The organism is Roseovarius sp. B08 (assembly GCF_051417955.1).
Classification (GTDB): Bacteria; Pseudomonadota; Alphaproteobacteria; order Rhodobacterales; family Rhodobacteraceae; genus Roseovarius.
In genome coordinates this window covers 1,537,685-1,559,279 of record NZ_JBPRLW010000001.1, presented here as the reverse complement: position 1 = coordinate 1,559,279, position 21,595 = coordinate 1,537,685, and the positions used below count along the sequence as shown (strand labels likewise).

At 66.2% G+C, this 21,595-nt stretch carries 22 protein-coding genes and 1 pseudogene; 15 read left to right on the top strand and 8 right to left on the bottom strand.

Annotated features, from left to right (window positions below; all coding sequences use genetic code 11):
* Positions 1-10 precede the first annotated feature (10 nt).
* The 10 genes and pseudogenes from ACSQ76_RS07900 to ACSQ76_RS07855 all read left to right on the top strand — a co-directional run bounded on the left by ACSQ76_RS07900 (position 11) and on the right by ACSQ76_RS07855 (position 7,565).
* A complete protein-coding gene (locus tag ACSQ76_RS07900) occupies positions 11-337 on the top strand; it encodes an antibiotic biosynthesis monooxygenase family protein (protein WP_437156141.1) in 327 nt (108 codons plus the stop codon).
* A complete protein-coding gene (locus ACSQ76_RS07895) occupies positions 334-702 on the top strand; it encodes a glyoxalase superfamily protein (RefSeq protein ID WP_437156140.1) in 369 nt (122 codons plus the stop codon). Before ACSQ76_RS07900 ends, ACSQ76_RS07895 begins: the two co-directional genes overlap by 4 nt.
* Before the next feature lie 142 nt (positions 703-844).
* A complete protein-coding gene (locus tag ACSQ76_RS07890) occupies positions 845-1,012 on the top strand; it encodes a hemin uptake protein HemP (protein ID WP_306129274.1) in 168 nt (55 codons plus the stop codon).
* 49 nt (positions 1,013-1,061) lie between these two features.
* Positions 1,062-1,322 (top strand): DUF1289 domain-containing protein, encoded by a 261-nt coding sequence (locus tag ACSQ76_RS07885; RefSeq protein ID WP_306129273.1) that lies wholly within the window; start codon positions 1,062-1,064, stop codon positions 1,320-1,322.
* A 68-nt stretch (positions 1,323-1,390) separates the two neighbouring features.
* Entirely contained in the window at positions 1,391-1,813 is a 423-nt protein-coding gene (locus ACSQ76_RS07880) for a hypothetical protein (protein WP_437156139.1), read from the top strand.
* 106 nt (positions 1,814-1,919) lie between these two features.
* Positions 1,920-2,390: a Dps family protein gene (locus ACSQ76_RS07875; protein ID WP_437156138.1), complete on the top strand. Its 471-nt coding sequence runs from the start codon at positions 1,920-1,922 to the stop codon at positions 2,388-2,390.
* 233 nt (positions 2,391-2,623) lie between these two features.
* The gene (locus ACSQ76_RS07870) at positions 2,624-3,886 is read left to right on the top strand and encodes an imelysin family protein (protein ID WP_437156137.1); all 1,263 of its coding nucleotides are present in this window, start codon (positions 2,624-2,626) and stop codon (positions 3,884-3,886) included.
* A 56-nt stretch (positions 3,887-3,942) separates the two neighbouring features.
* A pseudogene (locus ACSQ76_RS07865) lies at positions 3,943-5,504 on the top strand (di-heme oxidoredictase family protein).
* The gene (locus tag ACSQ76_RS07860) at positions 5,501-6,490 is read left to right on the top strand and encodes an imelysin family protein (RefSeq protein ID WP_437156136.1); all 990 of its coding nucleotides are present in this window, start codon (positions 5,501-5,503) and stop codon (positions 6,488-6,490) included. The pseudogene ACSQ76_RS07865 and the gene ACSQ76_RS07860 overlap by 4 nt, the downstream one beginning before the upstream one ends.
* Positions 6,491-6,494: 4 nt before the next feature.
* Positions 6,495-7,565 (top strand): DUF1513 domain-containing protein, encoded by a 1,071-nt coding sequence (locus ACSQ76_RS07855; protein WP_437156135.1) that lies wholly within the window; start codon positions 6,495-6,497, stop codon positions 7,563-7,565.
* 12 nt (positions 7,566-7,577) lie between these two features.
* On the opposite strand, the gene ACSQ76_RS07850 is transcribed toward ACSQ76_RS07855, so the two are convergent.
* From ACSQ76_RS07850 to hutI, 7 genes are all read right to left on the bottom strand, one after another.
* Positions 7,578-9,128 carry a TRAP transporter large permease gene (locus ACSQ76_RS07850; protein WP_437156134.1) on the bottom strand — a complete coding sequence of 517 codons (1,551 nt, stop codon included), beginning with the start codon at positions 9,126-9,128 and terminating at the stop codon, positions 7,578-7,580.
* Positions 9,125-9,622 (bottom strand): TRAP transporter small permease subunit, encoded by a 498-nt coding sequence (locus tag ACSQ76_RS07845; RefSeq protein ID WP_437156133.1) that lies wholly within the window; start codon positions 9,620-9,622, stop codon positions 9,125-9,127. The genes ACSQ76_RS07850 and ACSQ76_RS07845 overlap by 4 nt, the downstream gene beginning before the upstream one ends.
* A gap of 62 nt (positions 9,623-9,684) precedes the next feature.
* Entirely contained in the window at positions 9,685-10,770 is a 1,086-nt protein-coding gene (locus tag ACSQ76_RS07840) for a TRAP transporter substrate-binding protein (RefSeq protein WP_437156132.1), read from the bottom strand.
* A 233-nt stretch (positions 10,771-11,003) separates the two neighbouring features.
* Positions 11,004-12,677 (bottom strand): urocanate hydratase, encoded by a 1,674-nt coding sequence (gene hutU / locus ACSQ76_RS07835; protein WP_437156131.1) that lies wholly within the window; start codon positions 12,675-12,677, stop codon positions 11,004-11,006.
* Positions 12,674-13,462, bottom strand: coding sequence for an N-formylglutamate deformylase (hutG, locus tag ACSQ76_RS07830; protein WP_437156130.1), 789 nt, complete (start codon positions 13,460-13,462; stop codon positions 12,674-12,676). The genes hutU and hutG overlap by 4 nt, the downstream gene beginning before the upstream one ends.
* Positions 13,459-14,979 carry a histidine ammonia-lyase gene (gene hutH / locus ACSQ76_RS07825; protein ID WP_437156129.1) on the bottom strand — a complete coding sequence of 507 codons (1,521 nt, stop codon included), beginning with the start codon at positions 14,977-14,979 and terminating at the stop codon, positions 13,459-13,461. The genes hutG and hutH overlap by 4 nt, the downstream gene beginning before the upstream one ends.
* Complete coding sequence (hutI, locus tag ACSQ76_RS07820; RefSeq protein ID WP_437156128.1) at positions 14,976-16,178, bottom strand: imidazolonepropionase; 1,203 nt, start codon at positions 16,176-16,178, stop codon at positions 14,976-14,978. Before hutI ends, hutH begins: the two co-directional genes overlap by 4 nt.
* 72 nt (positions 16,179-16,250) lie before the next feature.
* Here hutI and ACSQ76_RS07815 point away from each other — a divergent pair, with 72 nt between their 5' ends.
* Together ACSQ76_RS07815 and ACSQ76_RS07810 are read left to right on the top strand one after the other, a co-directional pair.
* Positions 16,251-17,615: a formimidoylglutamate deiminase gene (locus ACSQ76_RS07815; RefSeq protein WP_437156127.1), complete on the top strand. Its 1,365-nt coding sequence runs from the start codon at positions 16,251-16,253 to the stop codon at positions 17,613-17,615.
* Positions 17,612-18,313, top strand: a complete 702-nt coding sequence (locus tag ACSQ76_RS07810) for a GntR family transcriptional regulator (RefSeq protein ID WP_437156126.1) — start codon at positions 17,612-17,614, stop codon at positions 18,311-18,313. Before ACSQ76_RS07815 ends, ACSQ76_RS07810 begins: the two co-directional genes overlap by 4 nt.
* Before the next feature lie 6 nt (positions 18,314-18,319).
* Here ACSQ76_RS07810 and ACSQ76_RS07805 read toward each other — a convergent pair whose 3' ends face one another.
* Entirely contained in the window at positions 18,320-19,468 is a 1,149-nt protein-coding gene (locus ACSQ76_RS07805) for a metal ABC transporter solute-binding protein, Zn/Mn family (protein WP_437156125.1), read from the bottom strand.
* Positions 19,469-19,524: 56 nt separating this feature from the next.
* Between ACSQ76_RS07805 and ACSQ76_RS07800 the strand changes: the two genes are divergently transcribed.
* From ACSQ76_RS07800 to ACSQ76_RS07790, 3 genes are read left to right on the top strand one after another with little or no spacing between them, the layout of a single operon-like run.
* On the top strand, positions 19,525-20,043 hold the full coding sequence (locus tag ACSQ76_RS07800) for a transcriptional repressor (RefSeq protein ID WP_437156124.1): 519 nt from the start codon (positions 19,525-19,527) through the stop codon (positions 20,041-20,043).
* Positions 20,040-20,804, top strand: coding sequence for an ATP-binding cassette domain-containing protein (locus ACSQ76_RS07795; RefSeq protein WP_437156123.1), 765 nt, complete (start codon positions 20,040-20,042; stop codon positions 20,802-20,804). The genes ACSQ76_RS07800 and ACSQ76_RS07795 overlap by 4 nt, the downstream gene beginning before the upstream one ends.
* Positions 20,804-21,592, top strand: coding sequence for a metal ABC transporter permease (locus ACSQ76_RS07790; protein ID WP_437158176.1), 789 nt, complete (start codon positions 20,804-20,806; stop codon positions 21,590-21,592). Before ACSQ76_RS07795 ends, ACSQ76_RS07790 begins: the two co-directional genes overlap by 1 nt.
* Positions 21,593-21,595 lie beyond the last annotated feature (3 nt).

The following is a 21,595-nucleotide window of genomic DNA, read 5'->3' as shown; positions in this document are numbered from 1 at the left end:
GGATCCCCGGATGCATCTCGCCATGAACCGCTTCACCGTGCCTCTCGAAAACGCCGCCGAGTTCGAGGACCTGTGGCTGAGCCGCGAAAGCCGCCTCAAGGACATGGCGGGCTTCGTATCGTTCCACATGCTCAAGGGTCCCGAGGAAGACGGCCGCGTGCTCTATGCCTCGCACACAGTCTGGGAAACCGAAGAGCATTTCCGCGCCTGGACCACCAGCGAGGAGTTCCGCGCCTCCCACGCCCGGGCAGGCCAAAGCCGCAAACTGCACGAAGGCACACCGCGTTTCGAAGGGTTCCGCGCGATCCAGAAGATCGACGCCGACGCACCGGCATGACCCCGCAGGTCACGCGTACGGCGCCGGTCTTTCGCAGCTTCGACGAGGCCCGCGCGCGGGAATTCTACGTCGACTGGCTGGGATTCGAATGGACCGGCCAGGTCCGCGTGTTTGATGGCTCTCCGCTCTATGCCTTCCTGCGTCTCGGGGGTTTCCACCTGCATCTGACCGAGCACCATGGCGATGCCACACCCGGTTCGACCGCCATGGTCCATGTCGACAACCTGCGCGACTGGCATGCGGGTCTGCCGCCCAATGCGAACATGCGCCCGGGACTCGAAGCGTTGCCCTGGGGTCTGCAGATGGAAGTGATCGACCCGTTCGGCAACCGCCTTCGGTTTCTGGATCAAGCCGACGACGCGTAATTCCTCGCGCTTCTATGTCCACCTGCCTCACAACCTTTCTTGACTGAAACAATCGGAATAAGGTACGAACGGGTAAATCCCGACTCGAAAGGTCGGGTTTCTTTTGGCCGCACCCGCAGGAGGCCACCGGAAAGGTTGCTGCATGACGACAACTGAGCCCGCCTCGAGCCCCGCACCGGACACGTCCGGCATCGCCACTCACGATGCCCGCGATCTGGTTCCCAACGGCGTCACCGCCAACATCGCCCTCGACGGCCAGGTCTACACCCTGCGCATCACCCAAGCCGGCAACCTGATCCTGACCAAGTGACCCCCGATCCCGATCCACTTCAGACCCAGCCACACTCCAGCGAGGCCCCATGCCGAAAGTCCCAAGTCCCTGCATCGACGTCTGCAAGTTCAAACGCGAAGGCCACTGCATCGGCTGCTCGATGACCAAGGCTCAGAAAAGCCTCTTCAAGCAGCTTAAAAAGGACAAGCAGCGCGAAGCCTTCGTCGAACTTCTGGTGGCGCAGCAGGCCGTGATGGGTCGCTACAAGCACTGGGAGGCCGCCTATGCCAAGAAATGCCGCAAGAAGAAAGTGACGCTCACCGCGATCGAAGGCGGCAAGGCCGCCTGAGGCGAATGCATCCCCACGCCGTACATCGCGAATGACACAAGATTAGATTTTAGGACAATCCACCGCTCATGACCTCAGCACTGCGCCTTCCCCACCATGACGGCTTGCATGACAACCGGACCGAGACAGGTCACACGCCTCTGCTCGACCACCTGCGCCACGCCGCCCGCGACGCGCGGTGCAAAAGCTATGTCGACCTCTTCGGCGCCTGCGCGGCACTGTCGGTGAACCGCGATGTCGCCACGCAGGCGGCGTCGGACGTGCTGATGCGCTGCCTGTCGCAGGCGCTCGGCCGCCGGCCGATCCTGTTCCGTGCCGGCGAACCCGAAACCTCATTCGACGAGGACTGGCTCCTGGCCCTCGCCCGCAGCCTCCAGACCGGCGACACGGCCAGCTGCACCTTCTTGCTGCATTCCCGCGTTCCCAAGCATGCGCACCGCAATCTCGTCTTTCTGCTGGGCAATGTGGCTGACAATTTTTCTCAGATTTAGAAAGATTCTAAAGTATCTTGCCGAATGCTGGTTCAGGCCCTATCTTCAGCCTGCAAGCCAGCCAATTGCCAGCCAGCAAAACTCCCTAACAACCTAGGAGGCGAGAATGACCGAAACGGCACAATCTCTTTCGACCGATGCCAATGCGCAGATAGCCGAGGCTCTCAACCAGTGCGTCGCGGAAACCGCCGTGACAACGATGCTGGCCCAGAATTTTCACTGGAACGTCACCGGCATGGCCTTCGGCCCGCTGCATGAGCTGTTCCAGACGATCTACGAGGATCACTTCGTGGCGCAGGACGACCTGGCCGAGCGGATCAAAGCGCTTGACGGTCACGCCGAAGGCGTTCTGGCCGGTATGATCAAGCGGTCCAAGGTTCCCGAGGCCGAAGGCACACCCGCCGCCGAAGAGATGATCCGCATCATGAAAGAGGCCCAGGAAACCCTCGCCGAAACTCTCGCCGGCGCCGGGGAACTGGCCGCCAAGCATGGCGATACGCTGACCGAGGATCTGTGCATCGCGCGCGGCCAGGCGCACGAGAAATTCGCCTGGATGCTGCGCGCCCACCTGCGCTGAGACCTGCCGCGCCGCGACGCTCCAGCGTCCCGGCCGGTCCCTCGCACTTCTTCGCGTCCTGCCGGGCGGCGGCAGCCTGCCGTCCGGCCGCATGCCCGATCCCCGCGTGCAAAAGTTGACTTTTTAAATCGGGAATTGTGAATCCCGACAATTTCAGTCAGACTATTGTCGAACAATCGATTCCCGGCGCTTTTGACCCGGCTCGACCGATGCGACAATCGAAGGATCCTCCCATGCCACGTCTCCTGCCGGCCGCAACAACCATCGCCCTGTGCCTTGGCGGCACTGCCCAGGCCCAAAGCGCCGCCGAAGTTCTGGACACCTATGCCGACATCGCGCAGGCCAATTATGCCGACAGCCTTGCCTCCGCCCAGGCTCTGCAACAAGCCGTGACCGAGCTGATCGACACGCCGTCGGCTGACACCATGCAGGCGGCCCGTGCCGCATGGCTTGCCGCCCGCGTCCCCTATCAGCAGACCGAGGTCTTCCGCTTCGGCAATGCCATCGTCGACGACTGGGAGGGCAAGGTGAACGCCTGGCCGCTGGACGAAGGTCTGATCGACTATGTCGACGGCGCCTATGGTGGCCCGACCGATGCCAACCAGCTGGCCGCGCTCAACGTCATCGCCAACCCCACCTTCACACTGTCCGGCAAGGAAATCGACGCCACCGGGATTACGCCTACCCTTCTCGAAGACACCCTGCACGAGGCGGACGGGATCGAGGCCAATGTTGCCACCGGCTATCACGCGATCGAATTCCTGCTCTGGGGCCAGGACCTAAACGGGCACAAGCCCGGCGCGGGCAACCGCCCCTGGACCGATTATGCCGAGGGCGAGGACTGCACCCACGGCAATTGCGACCGCCGCGCCGCGTATCTGTCGGCGGCCACCGATCTGCTGGTGTCCGACCTCGAATGGATGGCCGCGCAGTGGGCCGAAGACGGCGCCGCCCGCGCCGCCCTGATGCAGGACGAAACGGCAGGGCTTTCCAGCATCCTGACCGGCATGGGCAGCCTCAGCTACGGCGAAACGGCGGGCGAGCGGATGCGCCTCGGCTTGATGCTCAACGACCCCGAGGAAGAGCATTCCTGCTTTGCAGACAACACCCACAACGACCACTTCTACAACGGTGTCGGCATCCGCAACGTCTATCTGGGCGAATACATCCGCACCGACGGCACAAGTGTCTCCGGCCCCTCCCTGTCCGATCTGGTGGCCACCGACAACGCCGAGCTTGACCAGGAAATGCGCACCCGTCTGTCCCAGGCCGTGCGGGCGCTTGGCCGCATCAAGACGGCAGCCGAGGCGGGCTTTGCCTACGACCAGATGCTCGCCCGTGGCGATGAGGGCGGCGAGGCGCTGATCATGGGCGGCGTCGACGGCCTGATCGCGCAAACGCGTTCGATCGAGCGTGTCGTCTCGGCCCTGAACCTTGACGAAATCGCGATCGAAGGTTCCGACAGCCTCGACAATCCCTCTGCCGTCTTCCAGTGAGACCCTCACGCGGGAGGGCGCGCGTTGCACCTCCCGCCCGTTCACAGCCGTCCGCCATGATCGTCAAACCCGTTGCCCGGCTGCCCCTCGCGGCGGCGCTCGTCCTCACCGCGCTCCCCCTCGCACACGCTGGCGACAGCGCAGCGCCGCCCTGGGACGGCTTAACTGACCCGCACCTCGATATCGTACCACGCACTGCCGCCGAACGTGCGCGCATTGCCGATGTCACCGCCCTGCCGCAGGATTTCTCCACCCCTGGACCTTCGAGGAAAACGCCGCCGGGGCACAGACCGTCCGCGTCCGCACCACACCCGACGCGTTTTCCCAGCCCGCCGCCAACCTGACCTTCGCGCAGGAGCTCGACTTTCGCGTCGGCAACGGCCTTTTCCGCCGGCTCTGGGTCTCGCCGCCCGCCTCGACCATCGCGTCGGATGGCCTCGGCCCTCTCTACAACGCCCGCTCGTGCCAGCGCTGCCACCTCAAGGACGGGCGCGGCCATCCGCCCGAAGGCCCCGACGACAGCGCCGTCTCGATGTTCCTGCGCATCTCGGTCCCCGCCGCGTCCCCGCAGGAGGTCGAGGCGTTCATCGCAGGCACCCACCCAACCGTGCCCGACCCCACCTACGGCACGCAGTTGCAGGATTTCAGCCTGCCCGGCCACGCCCCCGAATACCGGCTCAAGGTCACCTATGACGAGGTCACCGTGCCGCTCTCGGGCGGGCAGACCGCATCTCTGCGCCAGCCCACCTACCGTGCCGCCGACCTTGGCTACGGCCCGCTCGCCGACGGCGCGATGCTCAGCCCCCGCGTGGCGCCGCAGATGATCGGCATGGGCCTGCTCGAGGCGATCCCGGCGCAGGACATCCTCCGCCTTGCCGACCCCGAAGATGCCGATGGCGACGGCATTTCCGGCCGCGCACAGATCGTCTGGTCCGACGTCCACGACCAACCGATGCTGGGTCGGTTCGGGCTGAAGGCGGGCAACCCAACCATCCTTGAACAGGTCGCCAGCGCCTTTGCCGGGGATATCGGCATCTCCAACCCCATCCACCGCGCCGGATCCGGTGACTGCACCGACGCGCAGACCGACTGCACCGCCGCGTTGCATGGCGGCGACCTCGAACAGGGCGGGTTCGAAATCGACCAGGCCGGCCTCGACCTCGTCACGTTCTACAGCCGCACGCTCGGCGTGCCCGCCCGGCGCGACGTGGGCGATCCGCAGGTGCTGGCCGGGCGTCGCGTGTTCTTCGAGATCGGCTGCGCGGCCTGTCATCGCCCCAACCACGTCACCCACCGCCTGAAGGGCGAGAACCCCGCCAGCTTTCAGCTGATCTGGCCCTATACCGACCTGCTTCTGCACGACATGGGCCCGGGCCTTGCCGACAACCGCCCCGAGGGGCGCGCGGGCGGCACCGAATGGCGCACCGCGCCGCTCTGGGGCGTGGGTCTGACCGAAACGGTTTCGGGCCACACCAACTTCCTGCATGATGGCCGGGCCCGGTCCTTGCTCGAAGCGGTCCTCTGGCATGACGGCGAGGCCCGGACGGCCCGCGACCGCGTGGTGCAAATGCCGCCCGAAGACCGCGCCGCCCTGATCCGCTTTCTGGAGAGCCTGTGAAACGTCTGTCCCTTCTTGCCCTCGGTGTCAGCCTCTTGGCCGTCCCCGCCCTCGCCGATATCGACGATGCGCTCGACCAGCATATCCTGCCAGGCTTGAAGCATTTCGCAGCTGCAAGCGAAGCACTCGCGCAGACGGCGGAGGCCGATTGCCGTCCCGAAACCGTCCGCCCCGCCTACCAGCAGGCGTTCGACGCCTGGATGCCCGTGGCGGACCTGCGGATCGGCCCGTCCGAGACCGGCGCGCTTTCCATCGGCTTCTGGCCCGACCCGCGCGGGTTCACCCAGCGCACCCTCAGCCGCCTCATCGCCGAGGCCGACCCCGTGGCGCAGGACCCCGCCGCCTATGCCGACGTCTCCATCGCCGCGCGCGGCTTTTTCGCGCTGGACATGCTGCTCAATGACCCCGACTTCTCGGGCTATGGCGCCGACAGCTATACCTGCACCCTTGTCGCCACCATCGCGGCGGACCTTTCCAGGCAGGCCGATGCCCTGCACGCGAACTGGTCCGGCGATTTCGCCGCGACGCTACGTAGCGCGGGCGACGCGGGCAACGCCGACTACCTCTCCCTGGCCGAAGCACAGCGGGCCCTCTTCACCCAGATCCTGTCCTCGCTGGAATTCACCACCACCAAACGGCTCGGCCTGCCGATGGGTGAGTTCGACCGCCCCCGCCCTGCATTGGCAGAGGCACGTCGGTCGGGGCGGTCCCTGCGGAACGTACTCTTGTCTGTCGAAGGCGCGCACAACCTCGCCCACGCGCTGGCCGATCACGACCTGCCGGACACCGACGCGGCCTATGCGCATGTTCAAGAGGTCGCCGCGCATATCGAGGACCCGACCTTCAGAGACGTGGAAACACCGCAAGGCCGGCTTCGGGTCGAAGTGTTGCAACAGGCCATCGAGGATCTGCACGAGGCCATCGCCGAAGATGTGGGCGCCCCGCTCGGCATCGCGCCGGGCTTCAACGCCCAGGACGGAGACTGAGCCGATGACCACGCGCCGCACCTTCCTCGCCAGCCTGCTGGCCGCCGGCACCGCACCGCGTCTCGGCTGGGCGGCGGCGGGCAATCCCGCCTTCCTCGCCGCCGCGAAAGAACACGATGAAAGCTTTGCACTCTATGGTCTCGACACGGACGGCCACGCCACATTCCGCATTCCCCTGCCCGCGCGTGGCCATGCCGGTGCCGGACATCCCCGCCGGGCCGAAGCCGTTGCCTTTGCTCGCCGCCCCGGCAGATTCGTGCTGGTGATCGACTGCGCCCGGGGTGAGGTGATCCACCGTCTGACACCGCCGGCAGGAAACCAGTTCAACGGCCACGGCGTCTTTGCCGATGGCGGCACAAGGCTTCTGACCAGCGAACAGGCCAGCGCCACCAGCGAAGGCCAAGTCGGCATCTGGGACGTGGATGCAGGCTATGCGCGCATCGGCAGCTTTCCCACCGGCGGTATCGGACCGCATGACCTGCGGCTCATGCCCGATGGCGCCACGCTCGCCTTGGCCAACGGCGGCATCGCCACGGATCCCGCCGACCGCACCAAGCTGAACCTCGACACCATGCGCCCCAACCTGACTTATCTCGACCTCGCGGGCGAGACGATCCAGCAGGTTACGCTGCCACCCGATCTGCACCAAAGCTCGATCCGGCACCTTGCCATACGCGGCGATGGCCTGGTGGGTTTCGCCATGCAATGGGAAGGCCTGCCCGACAGCGCCACGCCCCTGCTCGGCCTGCACCGCATCGGGCAGGAGCCCACCCTTGCCGCCGCGCCGCTGGCCGACGAACTGGCAATGCAGGGCTATGCCGGCAGCATCGCCTTCAGCGGCGATGGCCGCGAACTCGCCATCACCTCGCCCCGCGGCGGCCGGCTGCACCGGTTTTCGGATAAGGGTGACTTTCTCGGCGCCGTCTCGCGGGCCGATATTTGCGGCCTCGCCCCACGCGGCAAGGGCTATCTTGCGAGCGACGGGCTTGGCGCCCTGTTCGACGTCCGATCCGACGAACGCCGGGCGCTCGAACGGCACGCCTGTGCGTGGGACAACCACATCGTGACACTCTAGAGTGCGGACGCCTCAGAACATCACGCGTGGCAGCCACGTCGCCAGGGATGGCCAGATCCAAACCACGGCGACGCCCAGCGCCTGCAACCCGATAAAGGGCATCACGCCGCGATAGATATGGCCGGTCGTGATCTCCGGCGGCGCAGCACCCCGCAGATAGAACAACGAGAACCCGAATGGCGGCGTCAGGAAGGACGTCTGCAGATTGATCGCCAGGATGATCCCCAGCCAGATCGGGTCATGCCCCAAGAGGATCAGCGACGGTGTCACCAGCGGCAGCACGATCACCGAAATTTCCACGAAATCGAGGAAGAAGCCCATGAAGAAGACGATGATCATCGTCACGATCAGCGCCCCGGTCGCCCCACCCGGCAGGTTCGCCAGCCAATAGGCCACCCGGTCCTCGCCGCCCAGCCCGATGAAGACGAGCGAGAACATTCCCGCGGCCAGGATCGTGGCAAAGATCATCGCCGTCATCGTCATGGTCGAGGTGACGGCATCATGCGCCACCCGCTCGGCCAGTACGTTGCGCAGCGCCGCCAGCACGCCCAGCACGCCGATCACGGCCAACAGGATATACAGACCGCCCGCTACGTAGGACCCTGCGCCCAGGTCACCGCGTTGCAACCGCACCGGAAACACCCCCGCCGCGATGGCCAGCACGATCAGCGCAGCGGCGGCGAACAGGATCAGACCGCGCGCCCGCCCCAGCCGCGCGCCCGACATCAAAAGCGCGCCCACCGCCCCCACGGCGGCGGCCTCGGTCGGCGTCGCCAACCCGCCCAGGATCGAGCCCAGCACAGCAAAGATCAGCAGCACGGGCGGCACGATGGCCCCCAGCACCTCACGCCCGCTCGGCTTGGCCATGGTCGCGTCCGCAGGCGGCATGTCCTGCGGACGCAGCGCACCGCGCACCAGAACATAGATCAGGTAAAGCGACACCAGCACCAACCCGGGGATCAATGCAGCGGCAAAGAACTGCCCCACCGACAGCGCCTCGACCGAGAACTTGCCCTGCTCGTACTGCGCCTGCTGATAGGCATTCGACATCACGTCGGCGAGGATAATCAGCAGGGTCGAGGGCGGGATGATCTGCCCCAGCGTTCCCGCGGTGCACACGATCCCGGCCGACACGCTCGGATTGTATCCCGAGCGCAGCATCGTCGGCAGCGCGATCATCCCCATCGCCACCACCGTCGCCCCCACGATGCCGGTCGACGCCGCCAAAAGCGCGCCCACCAGGATCACGGAAATACCAAGCCCGCCACGCAACGATCCGCAGGCCCGGCCCATCGTGTCCAGCAACTCCTCCGCGATGCGGCTTTTCTCCAAAAGCGCGCCCATCAATACGAAAAGTGGTATGGCGATCAGCACCTGGTTCGAGATCAGCCCGAACACCCGTTGCCCGAACGCCCCCAAAAGCGAGATATCCATCGCGCCCAGCGCCCAGCCCAGATAGGCGAACAGCACCGCGATACCGGCGATGCTGAACGCCACCGGAAAGCCCGAGAGTATCGCCACCACCAGGGCCGCGAACATCAGAAGATCGAGATATTCCGTCACGCCGGCTCCTCCCCGACGAAAAGCCGCAGCAGGATCGCGATGGATTGCAACGCCACCAGCACGCAGAACACCGGGATCAGCGATTTCAGCAGGAACACCGCCTCGATTCCTCCGACCGAGATCGGCCCTTCAAGAATTTTCCAGGAATTTCGCACCGACGGCCACGACCACCAGATCAGCGCCACCATCGAGGGCAGCAGCAAAAACAGATGCCCGGTCATGTCGATCCACCGCCGCGTGGCCGGGGCGGCCTTGGCATAGAAGATGTCCACCCGCACATGCTTGTCCACCAGCAGGGTGTATCCGGCCGCCAGCATGAACAGCGTGGCGTGGAGGTACAGCACGCTTTCCTGCACCCAGATCGAATTGACGCCGAAGACATAGCGCCCGACGACGATGCCGAACTGCACCAGCACCATCAGCAGCGCGAACCAGCGTAGAACGCCGGCTATGCCGCGATTGATCGCGTCGATGATTCCTGCCAGTGCCAGCATTCTCCGGCCTTCCCTGCCCCTTTGGTCGTGGCGCGCGAGGTTGCCCCCGCGCGCCCGATGTTTCAGTAGCCCATCACCTCGGCGCGGGCATTCATCTGCCCGTTGTCGGCATAGGTCATGTAGGCCCCGATGCTGTCGCGATAGGCGACAAAGCTTTCGGTGATCCGCTTGACCAGTTCGTCGTCGTCCTGGCGCAATTCGTCGATCACTTCCTTGGCGGCCTCGCCCATGGCGTCGATCACCTCTTGCGGGAACTTCTTGACCTGCACGCCGTCTTCCTCGACCAGTTTCTTCAACGAGGCCGCGTGCTTGGTGGTGTACTCGGTCCAGACCGGGTTGTAGAGGCTTTCGCACGCCACCGACACCGCTTCTTTCAGGTCGTCGGACAATGCGCCGAACACCTCGGCATTCACGCCGCATTCCTCGGCCGAGGACGGCTCGCCCACGCCGGGCCAGTAATAGTTCTTGGCCACCTGCTGATAGCCCAGCGCGCTGTCGGTCCAGGGCCCGATGAACTCGCCCGCGTCCAATGCGCCGGTCTGCAACGCCTGGAACATGTCCGGCCCGCCCATTGCCTCGGCCGCCATGCCCAGCTTGGCGCACATCTCGGAGGCAAGGCCCGTGGTGCGGAACTTCAGCCCCTTCAGATCCTCGACCGAGTTGATCTCGTTGCGGAACCATCCACCCCATTGCGGGCCCGAGTTGCCGCACAGGAACGGCTTGATGCCGAACTGGCCGTACATCTCGTCATAGAGCGCCTGTCCTCCACCGTGATACAGCCAGCCCACCTGCTCATCGGCGCGCAGGCCGAAGGGTTGCGAGCCGAACAGAAGGATTCCCTTGGATTTCGAGCCCCAATAGGCCGGCACCGCGTGATATAGCTCCGCCGTGCCTTCGCTGACGGCGTCGAACACGCCGCGCCCGGGGACCAGTTCGCCCGCGGCGAACAGCTTCACCTCGATCCGCCCGCCCGACAGGGTGGTGATCCGGTCGGCCAGCATCTGTGCGGCGACACCGGGGCCAGGCAGGTTCTTGGGCCATGCCGTGACCATCTTCCATTGCTGCACGTCCTGCGCGATGGCCGGGGTGGCCAGCGGCGCGGCGGCGGTGCCGATGGCGGCGGTCGTCAAAAATTTACGTCTATCCATGGGTCTCTCCTTGTTGGTTGGTGGTGTTTGGTATTGTTTCATAGAGGCGCCTCGCACGTTTTCCCAGCAGTCGCGCCGAAGCTGCGGTTTTTCAAGGCCGCAAAGCGGTTTGCAGCAAGCGGCGCCGGCCCGAGGTCCGATCTCGGGCGCGGTTGATTAATTTCCGTGCCATGGCACGCGCGTCGCCACAGTTGGCAAGCTGCATCCCTGACGCTGTCGGCCCTGTCCATAACTCAGTTCCCCAGGATGCCGGGCAGACGCAAGCCGTGATCCTTCGCGCAGTCGATCGCGGTCTCGTAACCCGCATCCGCATGGCGCCACACACCCGACGCCGGGTCGTTCCACAGCACCCGCTCCAGCCGTTTCGCGGCCTCCTCGGTCCCGTCGGCCACAATCACGACGCCCGCGTGCTGGCTGAACCCCATGCCGACACCGCCGCCGTGATGCAGGCTGACCCAGGTCGCGCCGCTCGCGGTGTTCACCAACGCGTTCAGCAAGGGCCAATCGCTCACCGCGTCCGATCCGTCCTTCATCGCTTCCGTCTCGCGGTTCGGACTGGCGACCGAGCCGCTGTCGAGGTGATCTCGACCGATCACGATCGGCGCCTTCAACTCGCCACTCGCCACCATCTCGTTGAACTTCAGCCCGGCCCGGTGCCGGTCGCCCAGCCCGATCCAGCAGATCCGCGCAGGCAGCCCCTGGAAGGAAATCCGCTCACGGGCCATGTCCAGCCACGTGTGCAGCTTCTCATTCTCGGGGAACAACTCCTTCATCGCCTGGTCGGTCTTGTAGATATCCTCGGGGTCGCCCGACAGCGCGCACCAGCGGAACGGCCCGATCCCCTTGCAGAACAAGGGCCGGATATAGGCCGGCACGAAACCGGGGAAGGCAAAGGCGTTCTCCAGCCCTTCTTCCTGCGCCACCTGCCGGATGTTGTTGCCGTAATCCAACGTCGGCACGCCATCATTCCAGAAATCCACCATCGCCTTCACATGCACCTTCATCGACGCGCGCGAGGCCTTTTCGACCGCCTTGGGGTCGCTCTCACGCTTCTCGCGCCACTCGGCCATGCTCCACCCCTGCGGCAGGTAGCCGTTCACCGGGTCATGCGCGCTGGTCTGGTCGGTCACGATATCGGGCCGCACGCCGCGCTTTTGGATTTCGGGAAAGATATCCGCCGCATTGCCCAGCAGCGCGACCGACTTGGCCTCGCCCGCCTTGGTCCAGCGGTCGATCATCTCCAGCGCCGCGTCCAGGCTGTCGGTCTTCTCGTCCACATACCGCGTGCGGAGGCGGAAATCGATGCTGTCCGGGTTGCACTCCACCGCCAGACAGCACGCGCCCGCCATCACCGCGGCCAAGGGCTGTGCCCCGCCCATGCCGCCCAGGCCGCCGGTCAGAATCCACTTGCCCGTCAGGTCGCCGTCGTAATGCTGACGCCCGGCTTCGGCAAAGGTCTCGTAGGTGCCCTGCACGATGCCCTGGCTTCCGATATAGATCCACGACCCGGCCGTCATCTGGCCGTACATCATAAGACCCTTTTTATCGAGCTCGTTGAAATGGTCCCAGTTGGCCCAATGCGGCACGATATTGGAATTGGCGATCAGAACGCGCGGCGCGTCCGCATGGGTCTTCACGATGGCGATAGGCTTGCCCGACTGCACCACCAACGTCTCGTCCGTCTCCAGATCCTTCAGCCCGGCAACGATCCGGTCGAAATCATCCCATGTCCGCGCGGCACGCCCGATGCCGCCATAAACCACCAGTTCATGAGGGTTCTCGGCCACGTCGGGGTGCAGGTTGTTCATCAGCATCCGCATCGCCGCCTCGGCCTGCCAGCTCTTGGCGGTGATCTCGGTGCCGGTCGGCGGGTAGATGTCGCGCAGGTTATGGCGGGGATTGGTCATTCGGGCCTCCAACGTATCAGATCTTCGAGAATGGTCTTCAAATGCGGGCGCAGACGGTCGGCGCGATCAGGCGCATACTCCCACGGCGGGCTTTCCTGCATGTAGGTGGACTGCGCCAGTTCCATCTGGATCGCGTGCAGGCCCTCCTCGGGCCGGCCGTAATGCCGCGTTGTCCAGCCGCCCTTGAACCGCCCGTTCAGGATGGCGCTGTACCCTTCGGCCGCCTCGCAGACCCCATACACAAGCGTCTGGATCGGTGCCGCACAGGTCCGGCCCTCGTCGGTTCCGACGTTGAAATCAGGCAGCGTCCCGTCGAAAAGATAGGGTATCTCCGACCGGATCGAATGGCAGTCATAAAGTACCGCGAACCCGTGTATCCCGCGCACTCGCTCCAGCTCAGCCATCAACGCCGCGTGATAGGGCGCGTGATATGCCTCCCGCCGCCGCGCGATCTCGGCCTCGTCGGGTTCCGCCCCCTCGCGCCATATGGGCTGCCCGTCGAAATCGGTCACCGGGCACAGCGACGTGGTGTTCTGACCGGGATAGAGACTCACACCCTCCGGGTCGCGGTTCACGTCGATGACATAGCGGTGGATGGTCGTGCGCACCGTGGTCACGTCGCCCACCAGCCCGGCGTAAAGCTGATGAATATGCCAGTCCGTATCGGCCAGCCCTTGCCCGGTCTCGTTCAGCCCTGCGGCGATATCACCGGGAACATCCGTGCCCGTATGGGGCAATCCCAGAACCAGCGGGCTTTGCCCGCGCGTCACCTCGAGAAAACTCACAGCCCGACCTCCACGCCCGTCTCGCGCGCCAGCGCGTCCTCGCGGACCAGCGCCGCTGCCCGCTCCATGTCGGGCGCCATCATCCGGTCTTCTTCCAGCCGCGGCACCTCCGCCCGGATCGTCGAAATCGCGCGTTGCAAGGCTTGCGACGTCACCAGCGGCGCGCGCGCCTCGATCCCCTGCGCCGCGCACAGCGCCTCGACGCCCAGGATCATCGACAGGTTCGCGTTCATCCGGCGCAACCGCCGCGCGCCATGGGCGGCCATGCTCACATGGTCCTCCTGGTTGGCAGAGGTCGGCGTGCTATCGGTCGAGCACGGATTGGCCAGGTGCTTGTTCTCGCTCATCAGCGCCGCCGTCGTCACCTCGGCGATCATGAAGCCCGAATTCAGCCCCGGCGCGGGCGTCAGGAATGGCGGCAGGTCATGGCTCAGCGCCGGGTCCACCATCAGTGCCACCCGCCGCTGCGCGATGGCCCCGATCTCCGACAGCGCCAGCGCGATCTGGTCGGCGGCAAAGGCCACCGGCTCGGCATGGAAATTCCCGCCCGAGACGATCCCCGCCTCGATCACCAGCGGATTGTCCGTGACGGCATTCGCCTCGATCTCCAGCGTTTTCGCGGCAAAGCGCAGCAGGTCCAGCGCCGCCCCCGCCACCTGCGGCTGGCAGCGGATGCAATACGGATCCTGCACCCGGCTATCGCCTTCCCGATGGCTCTCCCGGATCTCACTGCCCGCCATCAGTGCCGACATGGCGGTGGCCACGTCGATCTGTCCGGCATGGCCGCGCAGACTGTGTATCTCCGGTTGCAGAGGCTGGGTTGATCCCATGATCGCGTCGGTCGAAAGCGTTGACGTCACGATCGACGCGCGAAGCGCGCGCACGCCGTCGAACAGCGCCGCCATTGCGCAGGCGGTAGAAAACTGCGTGCCGTTGATCAGCGCCAGCCCTTCCTTGGCCCCCAGCACCACGGGCGTCAGCCCGGCCTGCTTCAACGCATCGCGGGCGGGCATCCGCACGCCGTCCAGCAGCGCCTCGCCCTCGCCGATCATCGCGGCGGCCATATGCGCCAGCGGGGCAAGGTCGCCCGACGCACCCACCGACCCTTGCGACGGGATCACCGGAACCACGCCCCGCGCCAGCATCCCCTCGATCAGCGCACAGATCTCCCACCGCACGCCCGAGGCGCCACGCCCCAGCGACAGCAGCTTCAGCGCCATCATCAGGCGCGTGGTTTCAGGCTCCAGCAGCTCGCCCACGCCGCAGCAATGGCTGAGGATCAGGTTGCGCTGCAACGTCTCCACATCCTCGGGCGGTATCCGCACCGAGGCCAGTTTGCCGAACCCGGTGTTCACCCCGTAGACCGGCACATTCCCGCGCGCCGCTTCCGCGACCTGCCCTGCCGCCGCCTCAATGGCAGGTCGCGCATCCGGTGTCAGCACCGCCGCCACACCCTCGCGCCACAGCTGCTCCAGCGTGTCCAGCCGGGTCTCTCCCGGCACCAGCGTCAGGGTCATGTCCGGCCTCCGAATATCCGTTTGTGCAGCGGGTTCACCCCGATGCGATAGCTCAGCTCCGCCGGTTCCTCGACATCCCAGATGGCCAGGTCCGCCCGCATCCCCGGCGCGATCTCGCCCCGGTCATATAGCCCCAGCGCCTGCGCGGCATGGTGCGTCGTGCCCGCCAAAGCCTCGGCCGGGGTCAGGCCGAACAGCGTGCAAGCCATGTTCATCGCCAGCAGAACCGAGCCCATCGGCGACGATCCGGGGTTCCAGTCCGTCGCCACCGCCATCGGCACGCCATGCGTGCGGAACGCCGCGACCGGCGGCTTTTGCGTCTCGTGCAGCGTGTAGAATGCCCCGGGCAACAAGACCGCCACGCTGCCCGCTTCGGCCAGCGCCCGGGCGTCATCCTCGCTCGCATACTCCACGTGATCCGCCGACAGCGCACCGCGCTCCGCCGCCAGCTTCGTCCCGCCGATACTGCTCAGCTGCTCGGCATGCAGCTTGACTGGCAGACCCAGCGCCGCGGCCTTGTCGAACACCCGCGCGATCTGGGCGGTGTCGAACGCGATCCCCTCGCAGAAGCCGTCCACCGCATCGACCAGCCCTTCGGCATGGGCCGCCTCCAAGGCGGGCTGGCAGATCTCGTCGATATAACTGTCCGCATCCGTCCCCTTGGGCACCGCGTGCGCACCCAGGAAAGATGTCACCACCCGGACCGGACGCGCCTCGCCCACCGCGCGCGCCACGCGCAGCATCTTGAGTTCCGTTTCTATATCAAGGCCATAACCCGACTTGATCTCGATCGTCGTGACCCCTTCCGCAATCAGCGCATCGGCCCGTGTCAGCGCCTGCGCCAGCAGCAGATCCTCGTCCGCCTCCCGCGTCGCCGTCACGGTCGAGACGATCCCGCCCCCGGCGCGCGCCACCTCTTCATAGCTCGCCCCCTCGAGGCGCATCTCGAATTCCCGCGCGCGATTGCCGCCATGCACGATATGGGTGTGACAGTCGATCAGTCCGGGCGTCAAAAGCCGCCCTCCGGCATCGATCACCTGCGCGTCCTGCGGCAACTCGGCAAGCTCGGCCATCGGCCCGATCCAGTCTATCCGCTCGCCCTGCACCTGCACCACCGCGTTGCGACGCAGGCCATAGCCATCTTCGGAACCGTCCATGGTCGCAACGGTGGCATTGGTGATCGTCAGGTGATCCGGCATCGTGACCTTCCTTGCAAAGCGGGCTACATAACGGTAATATGTAGGTACATATTTTGTCAATGGAGATCGCCCGTGCAGGAAATCCAGTCTCGCCAGACCCTTACTCCGGATGGCTGGGTCAGCGACCTTTGCCTCACCATCGAGCAGGGCCGCATCACGCGAATCTCCCGCAGCCCTTCGCCGGACGCGCAGCCTGTCGACCTGCTGCTGCCTGCTCCGGTCAATTTGCACAGCCACGCCTTTCAACGCGCCATGGCCGGGCTGACCGAAACCCGCGGCCCCGACCCGCGCGACAGCTTCTGGACATGGCGGAAACTGATGTACCGTTTCCTAGACCGCCTCACGCCCGATCATGTTCAGGCCATCGCGGAGCTCGTCTTCATGGAAATGCTCGAGGCCGGCTACGGCGCGGTGGCCGAATTCCACTATCTGCATCACGACATCGGCGGCAAACCCTATGCCGACCTGGCCGAAATGGCCGCGCGTATCACGCAGGCGGCGCAGGATACCGGCATCGGCCTCACGCTTCTGCCGGTGCACTACATGCAAGGCGGCTGCGACGGGCGCGCGCTGCAAGGCGGACAGCGCCGCTTCGGCAGCGATCCCGACCTTTTCGCCCGGCTGCACGCCGACAGCGCCGCATTGGTGGCCAACGGACCCGAGGATTTCGCCATCGGCGTCGCGCCCCATTCCCTGCGTGCCGTCCCGCCCGAGGCGCTGGCCCAGGCGCAGGCCATCTGCCCCGACGGCCCGATCCACATGCACCTCGCCGAACAGGTGGCCGAGGTCGAGGAGGTCGAGGCCCACCACGGCGCCCGCCCGGACGAATGGCTGCTGGACAACGCGGCGGTCGACGACCGATGGTGCCTTATCCACTGCACCCAGATGACCGACGCCGAAACGACCGCCCTGGCGCAAACCGGCGCCGTGGCCGGACTCTGCCCCATCACCGAATCCAGCCTTGGCGACGGTATCTTCAACGGGACCACCTATCGCGACGCCGGGGGCCGGTTCGGCATCGGCTCTGATTCCAACATCCACATCGCCCTGTGGGAGGAGTTGGCCACGCTCGACTATTCCCAACGCCTGCGCGACCGCAGCCGCGCGGCGATGGCCACGGCGGACCACTCCACCGGCCGCGTGCTTTTCGACGCGGCCTCCCGCGCCGGGGCGCAGGCGGCTGGCCGCGCTTCGGGGCAGATCGCCGAAGGCCAGCTGGCCGATCTCATCGCGGTCTCCACCGACAACGAGTTCCTGTGCAACCGCACCGGCGACGCGGTCCTCGACAGCCTGATCTTCTCCGGTCGCGGCCGCGCGTGCGTCACCGATGTCTGGAGCGCGGGCCGTCACATGGTCGAGGACGGCCGCCACGTCGACCGCGACCGCATCACGCGCACTTTCCTCGACGTCGTCACCACGCTGGGACAGGACATATGACCTCCGAGTCCCGCCTGTCGTGGAGGGAAGTCCGCGACCGGATCCACGAACAGATCCTCACCGGCCGCTACGGCCCCGGAGACCGCCTGCCCCGCGACGCCGACATCGCCGAAGATCTCAGCTGCGCCCGCTCCACTGTCCAGCGCGCGATGCAGGATCTCTCCGACAGCGGCCTCGTGGAACGCCGCCGCAAGGGCGGCACGCGGGTCCGGGCCGAACCTGTCACCCGCGCCACGCTCGACATTCCCATCACAAGGCGCGAGGTGGAACAGAGCGGCGCGCGCTATGGATATCAGCTGATCCGCCGCCGCATGGCCCCGGCGCCGCGCGGCGTCGTCGCCGCCTTCGGGCTCGGGGCATCCCGTCCGATGCTTCGCGTCGAGGCGCTGCACCTGTCCGACGGACGCCCTTACATTTTCGAGGACCGCTGGATCTGTCCCGAAACCTCCCCCGAAGTGCAAAACCTCGATTTCACCGGCCAGAGCGCGAACGAATGGCTGGTTCTGAACAAGCCCTATACACGGCTCGACCTGCGGTTCTACGCCATCTCCGCCAACACTCGATTGGCCGACCTGCTGGAGGCCGAGCCGGGCGCAGCCCTTCTGGTGATCGAGCGCACCACCTGGATCGAGGACGCCCCCATCACCACAGTCAAGGCAATCACGACCCCCGGCTACCAGCTTCTGACCGGCACCTGACCCGGGTCAGAGGCACTCCGCCAGCGCCGTCGCAAGGTTACGCAAAAGCTGCGGATAAAGCTGCACTCCGGGCTCCAGATCCGATCCCAACGGGTCGATCACGCCGACATTCACCGCGGCTCCGTCCGTGACAGCCTCCACGATGCCCCGGGAGAATTGCGGCTCCGACATGACGCAGGTCACCCCGGCCTCACTGACCCTGTCGCGGATCTCCGCCACCCGCGCCGGGCTGGGGTCCGACGCATCGGAAACCGAAATCGCACCCGACGCCGTCAGATCGAACGCCGCCTCGAAATACTGATAGGCGTCGTGGAAGACGATAAAGCTGCCATCCCGCGCGGGCTCGAGAATACCGTCGATTTCGGCCTTCAGGCTGTCGATCTCCTCGCGCCCGGCCGCGGCGTTGGCGTAATAAGCCCCGGCATTGTCGGGATCGGCCGCCGACAGCGAGGCCGCAATCGCGTTCAGCCAGGTGGCCGCATTGTCGGGCGACAGCCAGGCGTGCGGGTCGTGATCTCCGTGCGCGTGCCCGTGTCCGGCATGGTCCTCGTCGTGCTCTGCGTGCTCGTCATGACCATGGTCCGCATGATCTGCGTGGTCATGCTCGGCATGGTCGTCATGGCCTGCCTCTTCATGCGCCTCGTGGTCATGGTCGGCGTGCTCGTCATGGCCCGCCTCTTCATGCTCCTCGTGGTCATGCTCGGCGTGCTCATGCGCGGCGTCGTCTTCGTGCCCGTGATCATGCGCGTGGTCGTCATGGCCTTCGTCCCCGTGGTCGCCATGGTCATGCGCCTCGAACAAAGCATTCTCGCGGACCGGCAACTCGACCGTGCCATCCGCCTCCATCAGGGTCACCACCCGCGCCTCGCCCGACAGCGTGCCCAGCGCATCTTCCAGCCAGGGCGTCAGGTCCGGACCGATCCAGAACACCACGTCCGCGTCCTGCATCGCCGCCGCTTCCGACGGGCGCAGGCTGTATTCATGCGGACTGGCGCCCGGCGCTACGATCAGAACGGGCTCGCCCACCCCATCCATCACCCGCGCCACGAGCGAATGCACCGGCGCGATATCCACCGCCACTTGCGGTGCCTCGGCCAAGGCGGGTCCGGCCAGAACAGCGACCGCGGCGGACAAGGGAAGAAGGTTTCTGGACATTGGCGACCTCTTGTGATTGTATAACATTTCCTATCGGATACACGAACTGTTATACTATGACAAGTAGCGCAAGATCAGAAGACACGCCGCCGACCGACCCGGTCGGGTTCGAGACGCATGACCACGCCAGTTGCATCGCCTCCGCCATTGCCGAGGCCGAGGCGCATTGCGCCCGCGAGGGCCTGCGCTTCACGCCGGTCCGGCGCAAGGCGCTTGAAATCCTGTTGCGCGAACACCGGGCACTGGGTGCCTACGAGATGCTTGATGCCCTGCGCGAGGCCGGGTTCGGCTCGCAGCCGCCGGTCGCCTACCGCGCGCTGGAATTTCTCGTCGGCCACGGGTTCGCGCATAAGATCGAACGGCTCAACGCCTTCATCGCCTGCGCCCATCCCGGCGCGAACCACTCGCCCGCCTTCATGATCTGCCGAAGCTGCGATTCGGTCGCCGAGGCGCAGGCCACCCCGGCCCGCGGCGCCCTGGGCGATGCCGCCCGCGCCGCCGGTTTTCGGATCGAGCGGACCGTCGTCGAGGCCGAGGGCCTCTGCCCCGCCTGCTCGGAGAAGGCCGGGACATGAGCCTCGTCTCCGTCCAGAACATCAGCGTCGGCTACGGCGCCACTAAGGTATTGCGCGACGTGAGCCTGGAAATCGACCCCGGCGAGATCCTCACCGTGGTCGGCCCCAACGGCTCGGGCAAGACGACCTTGCTGCGCGCGCTCATCGGCGCGGTGACGCCGGCCTCGGGCCGGATCGAGCGTGGCGCCGGGCTGCGCATTGGCTACGTGCCGCAAAAGCTGCATATCGACCCGACACTGCCGATGACCGTGTCGCGTTTCCTGCGCCTGCCCGGCGGCGCGACCCCGGCCCAGATCGCCGCCGCCCTCGACCGCGCCGGCGTGCCCGACCTGTCGAACCGGCAGATGTCGGGCCTGTCGGGCGGTCAGATGCAACGCATCCTCCTGGCCCGCGCCCTGATCGGACAGCCCAACCTGCTCCTGCTCGACGAGGCGACGCAGGGTCTCGACCAGCCCGGGTCTGCCGCCTTTTACCGCCAGATCGAAGAAGTTCGCGCCGCGACCGGCTGCGCCGTTGTGATGATCAGCCACGAACTGCACGTGGTCATGAGCGCCTCCGACAGGGTGATCTGCCTCAACGGACATGTCTGCTGCGAAGGCACGCCCGAGATCGTCTCGGCGGCCCCCGAGTACCAGGCCCTGTTCGGCACCGGCACCGGGGGCGCGCTGGCGCTCTACCGGCACGACCATGACCACAGCCATGACGCCACCTGCGGTCACGACCACGCGCACGACGACTCCACGACGAAGGCTGCCGAATGATGCTGGACGATTTCATGACCCGCGCCGCACTGGCCGGCATCGGCGTGGCCTGCGCCGCCGCTCCTCTGGGCAGCTTCGTCGTCTGGCGGCGCATGGCCTATTTCGGCGACGCCACGGCCCATGCCGCGATCCTCGGCGTGGCGCTGTCGCTGGCCTTGCAGATCTCGATTTTCGCCGGCGCCGTGGCCGTGGCGCTGGCCATGGCCCTCACCGTCACCGTTCTGACCGGCCGCGGCTACGCGATGGACACGCTTCTGGGCGTGCTGGCGCATTCCGCGCTGGCCTTCGGGCTAGTGGCGGTGTCATTCCTCTCGGGCATCCGGATCGACCTGATGGCTTATCTCTTCGGGGACATTCTTGCGGTCTCGCGCGGCGATCTCGCGGTTATCTGGGGCGGCGCGGTGCTGGTGGTGGCCCTGATCGGCTGGCGCTGGTCCGCGCTCCTGACCTCGACCCTCAGCCCGGATCTCGCCCATGCCAGCGGCATCGACCCGCGCCGCGAGCAGCTGATCCTCACCCTGGCGCTCGCCATCACGGTGGCTGTGGCCATCAAGGTGGTCGGCGTTCTGCTGATCGCCGCGATGCTGATCATCCCGGCCGCCGCCGCCCGGCCACTGTCGCACACGCCCGAACAGATGGCCCTGTTCGGCGCCGTCATCGGCGCGGTCTCCGCCGTGGCGGGGCTGCACTCGGCCTATCTGCTCGACACGCCGGCGGGGCCCTCAATCGTCTGCGTCGCGGCGATCTTCTTCGCACTCACCAGCGTTGTGCGCGGCCTGCGCGCCTGACCG

Bases quoted from the DNA above. Each gene is read 5' to 3' on its own strand.
- ACSQ76_RS07900 (WP_437156141.1), top strand. From the start codon at position 11: ATGCATCTCGCCATGAACCGCTTCACCGTGCCTCTCGAAAACGCCGCC.
- ACSQ76_RS07840 (WP_437156132.1), bottom strand. From the start codon at position 10,770: ATGGATAGACGTAAATTTTTGACGACCGCCGCCATCGGCACCGCCGCC.
- ACSQ76_RS07790 (WP_437158176.1), top strand. From the start codon at position 20,804: ATGCTGGACGATTTCATGACCCGCGCCGCACTGGCCGGCATCGGCGTG.
- hutU (WP_437156131.1), bottom strand. From the start codon at position 12,677: ATGACCAATCCCCGCCATAACCTGCGCGACATCTACCCGCCGACCGGC.
- ACSQ76_RS07795 (WP_437156123.1), top strand. From the start codon at position 20,040: ATGAGCCTCGTCTCCGTCCAGAACATCAGCGTCGGCTACGGCGCCACT.
- ACSQ76_RS07880 (WP_437156139.1), top strand. From the start codon at position 1,391: ATGACCTCAGCACTGCGCCTTCCCCACCATGACGGCTTGCATGACAAC.
- ACSQ76_RS07895 (WP_437156140.1), top strand. From the start codon at position 334: ATGACCCCGCAGGTCACGCGTACGGCGCCGGTCTTTCGCAGCTTCGAC.
- ACSQ76_RS07875 (WP_437156138.1), top strand. From the start codon at position 1,920: ATGACCGAAACGGCACAATCTCTTTCGACCGATGCCAATGCGCAGATA.
- ACSQ76_RS07810 (WP_437156126.1), top strand. From the start codon at position 17,612: ATGACCTCCGAGTCCCGCCTGTCGTGGAGGGAAGTCCGCGACCGGATC.
- hutI (WP_437156128.1), bottom strand. From the start codon at position 16,178: ATGCCGGATCACCTGACGATCACCAATGCCACCGTTGCGACCATGGAC.
- ACSQ76_RS07805 (WP_437156125.1), bottom strand. From the start codon at position 19,468: ATGTCCAGAAACCTTCTTCCCTTGTCCGCCGCGGTCGCTGTTCTGGCC.
- ACSQ76_RS07800 (WP_437156124.1), top strand. From the start codon at position 19,525: ATGACAAGTAGCGCAAGATCAGAAGACACGCCGCCGACCGACCCGGTC.
- ACSQ76_RS07845 (WP_437156133.1), bottom strand. From the start codon at position 9,622: ATGCTGGCACTGGCAGGAATCATCGACGCGATCAATCGCGGCATAGCC.
- ACSQ76_RS07885 (WP_306129273.1), top strand. From the start codon at position 1,062: ATGCCGAAAGTCCCAAGTCCCTGCATCGACGTCTGCAAGTTCAAACGC.
- ACSQ76_RS07855 (WP_437156135.1), top strand. From the start codon at position 6,495: ATGACCACGCGCCGCACCTTCCTCGCCAGCCTGCTGGCCGCCGGCACC.
- ACSQ76_RS07890 (WP_306129274.1), top strand. From the start codon at position 845: ATGACGACAACTGAGCCCGCCTCGAGCCCCGCACCGGACACGTCCGGC.
- hutH (WP_437156129.1), bottom strand. From the start codon at position 14,979: ATGACCCTGACGCTGGTGCCGGGAGAGACCCGGCTGGACACGCTGGAG.
- ACSQ76_RS07870 (WP_437156137.1), top strand. From the start codon at position 2,624: ATGCCACGTCTCCTGCCGGCCGCAACAACCATCGCCCTGTGCCTTGGC.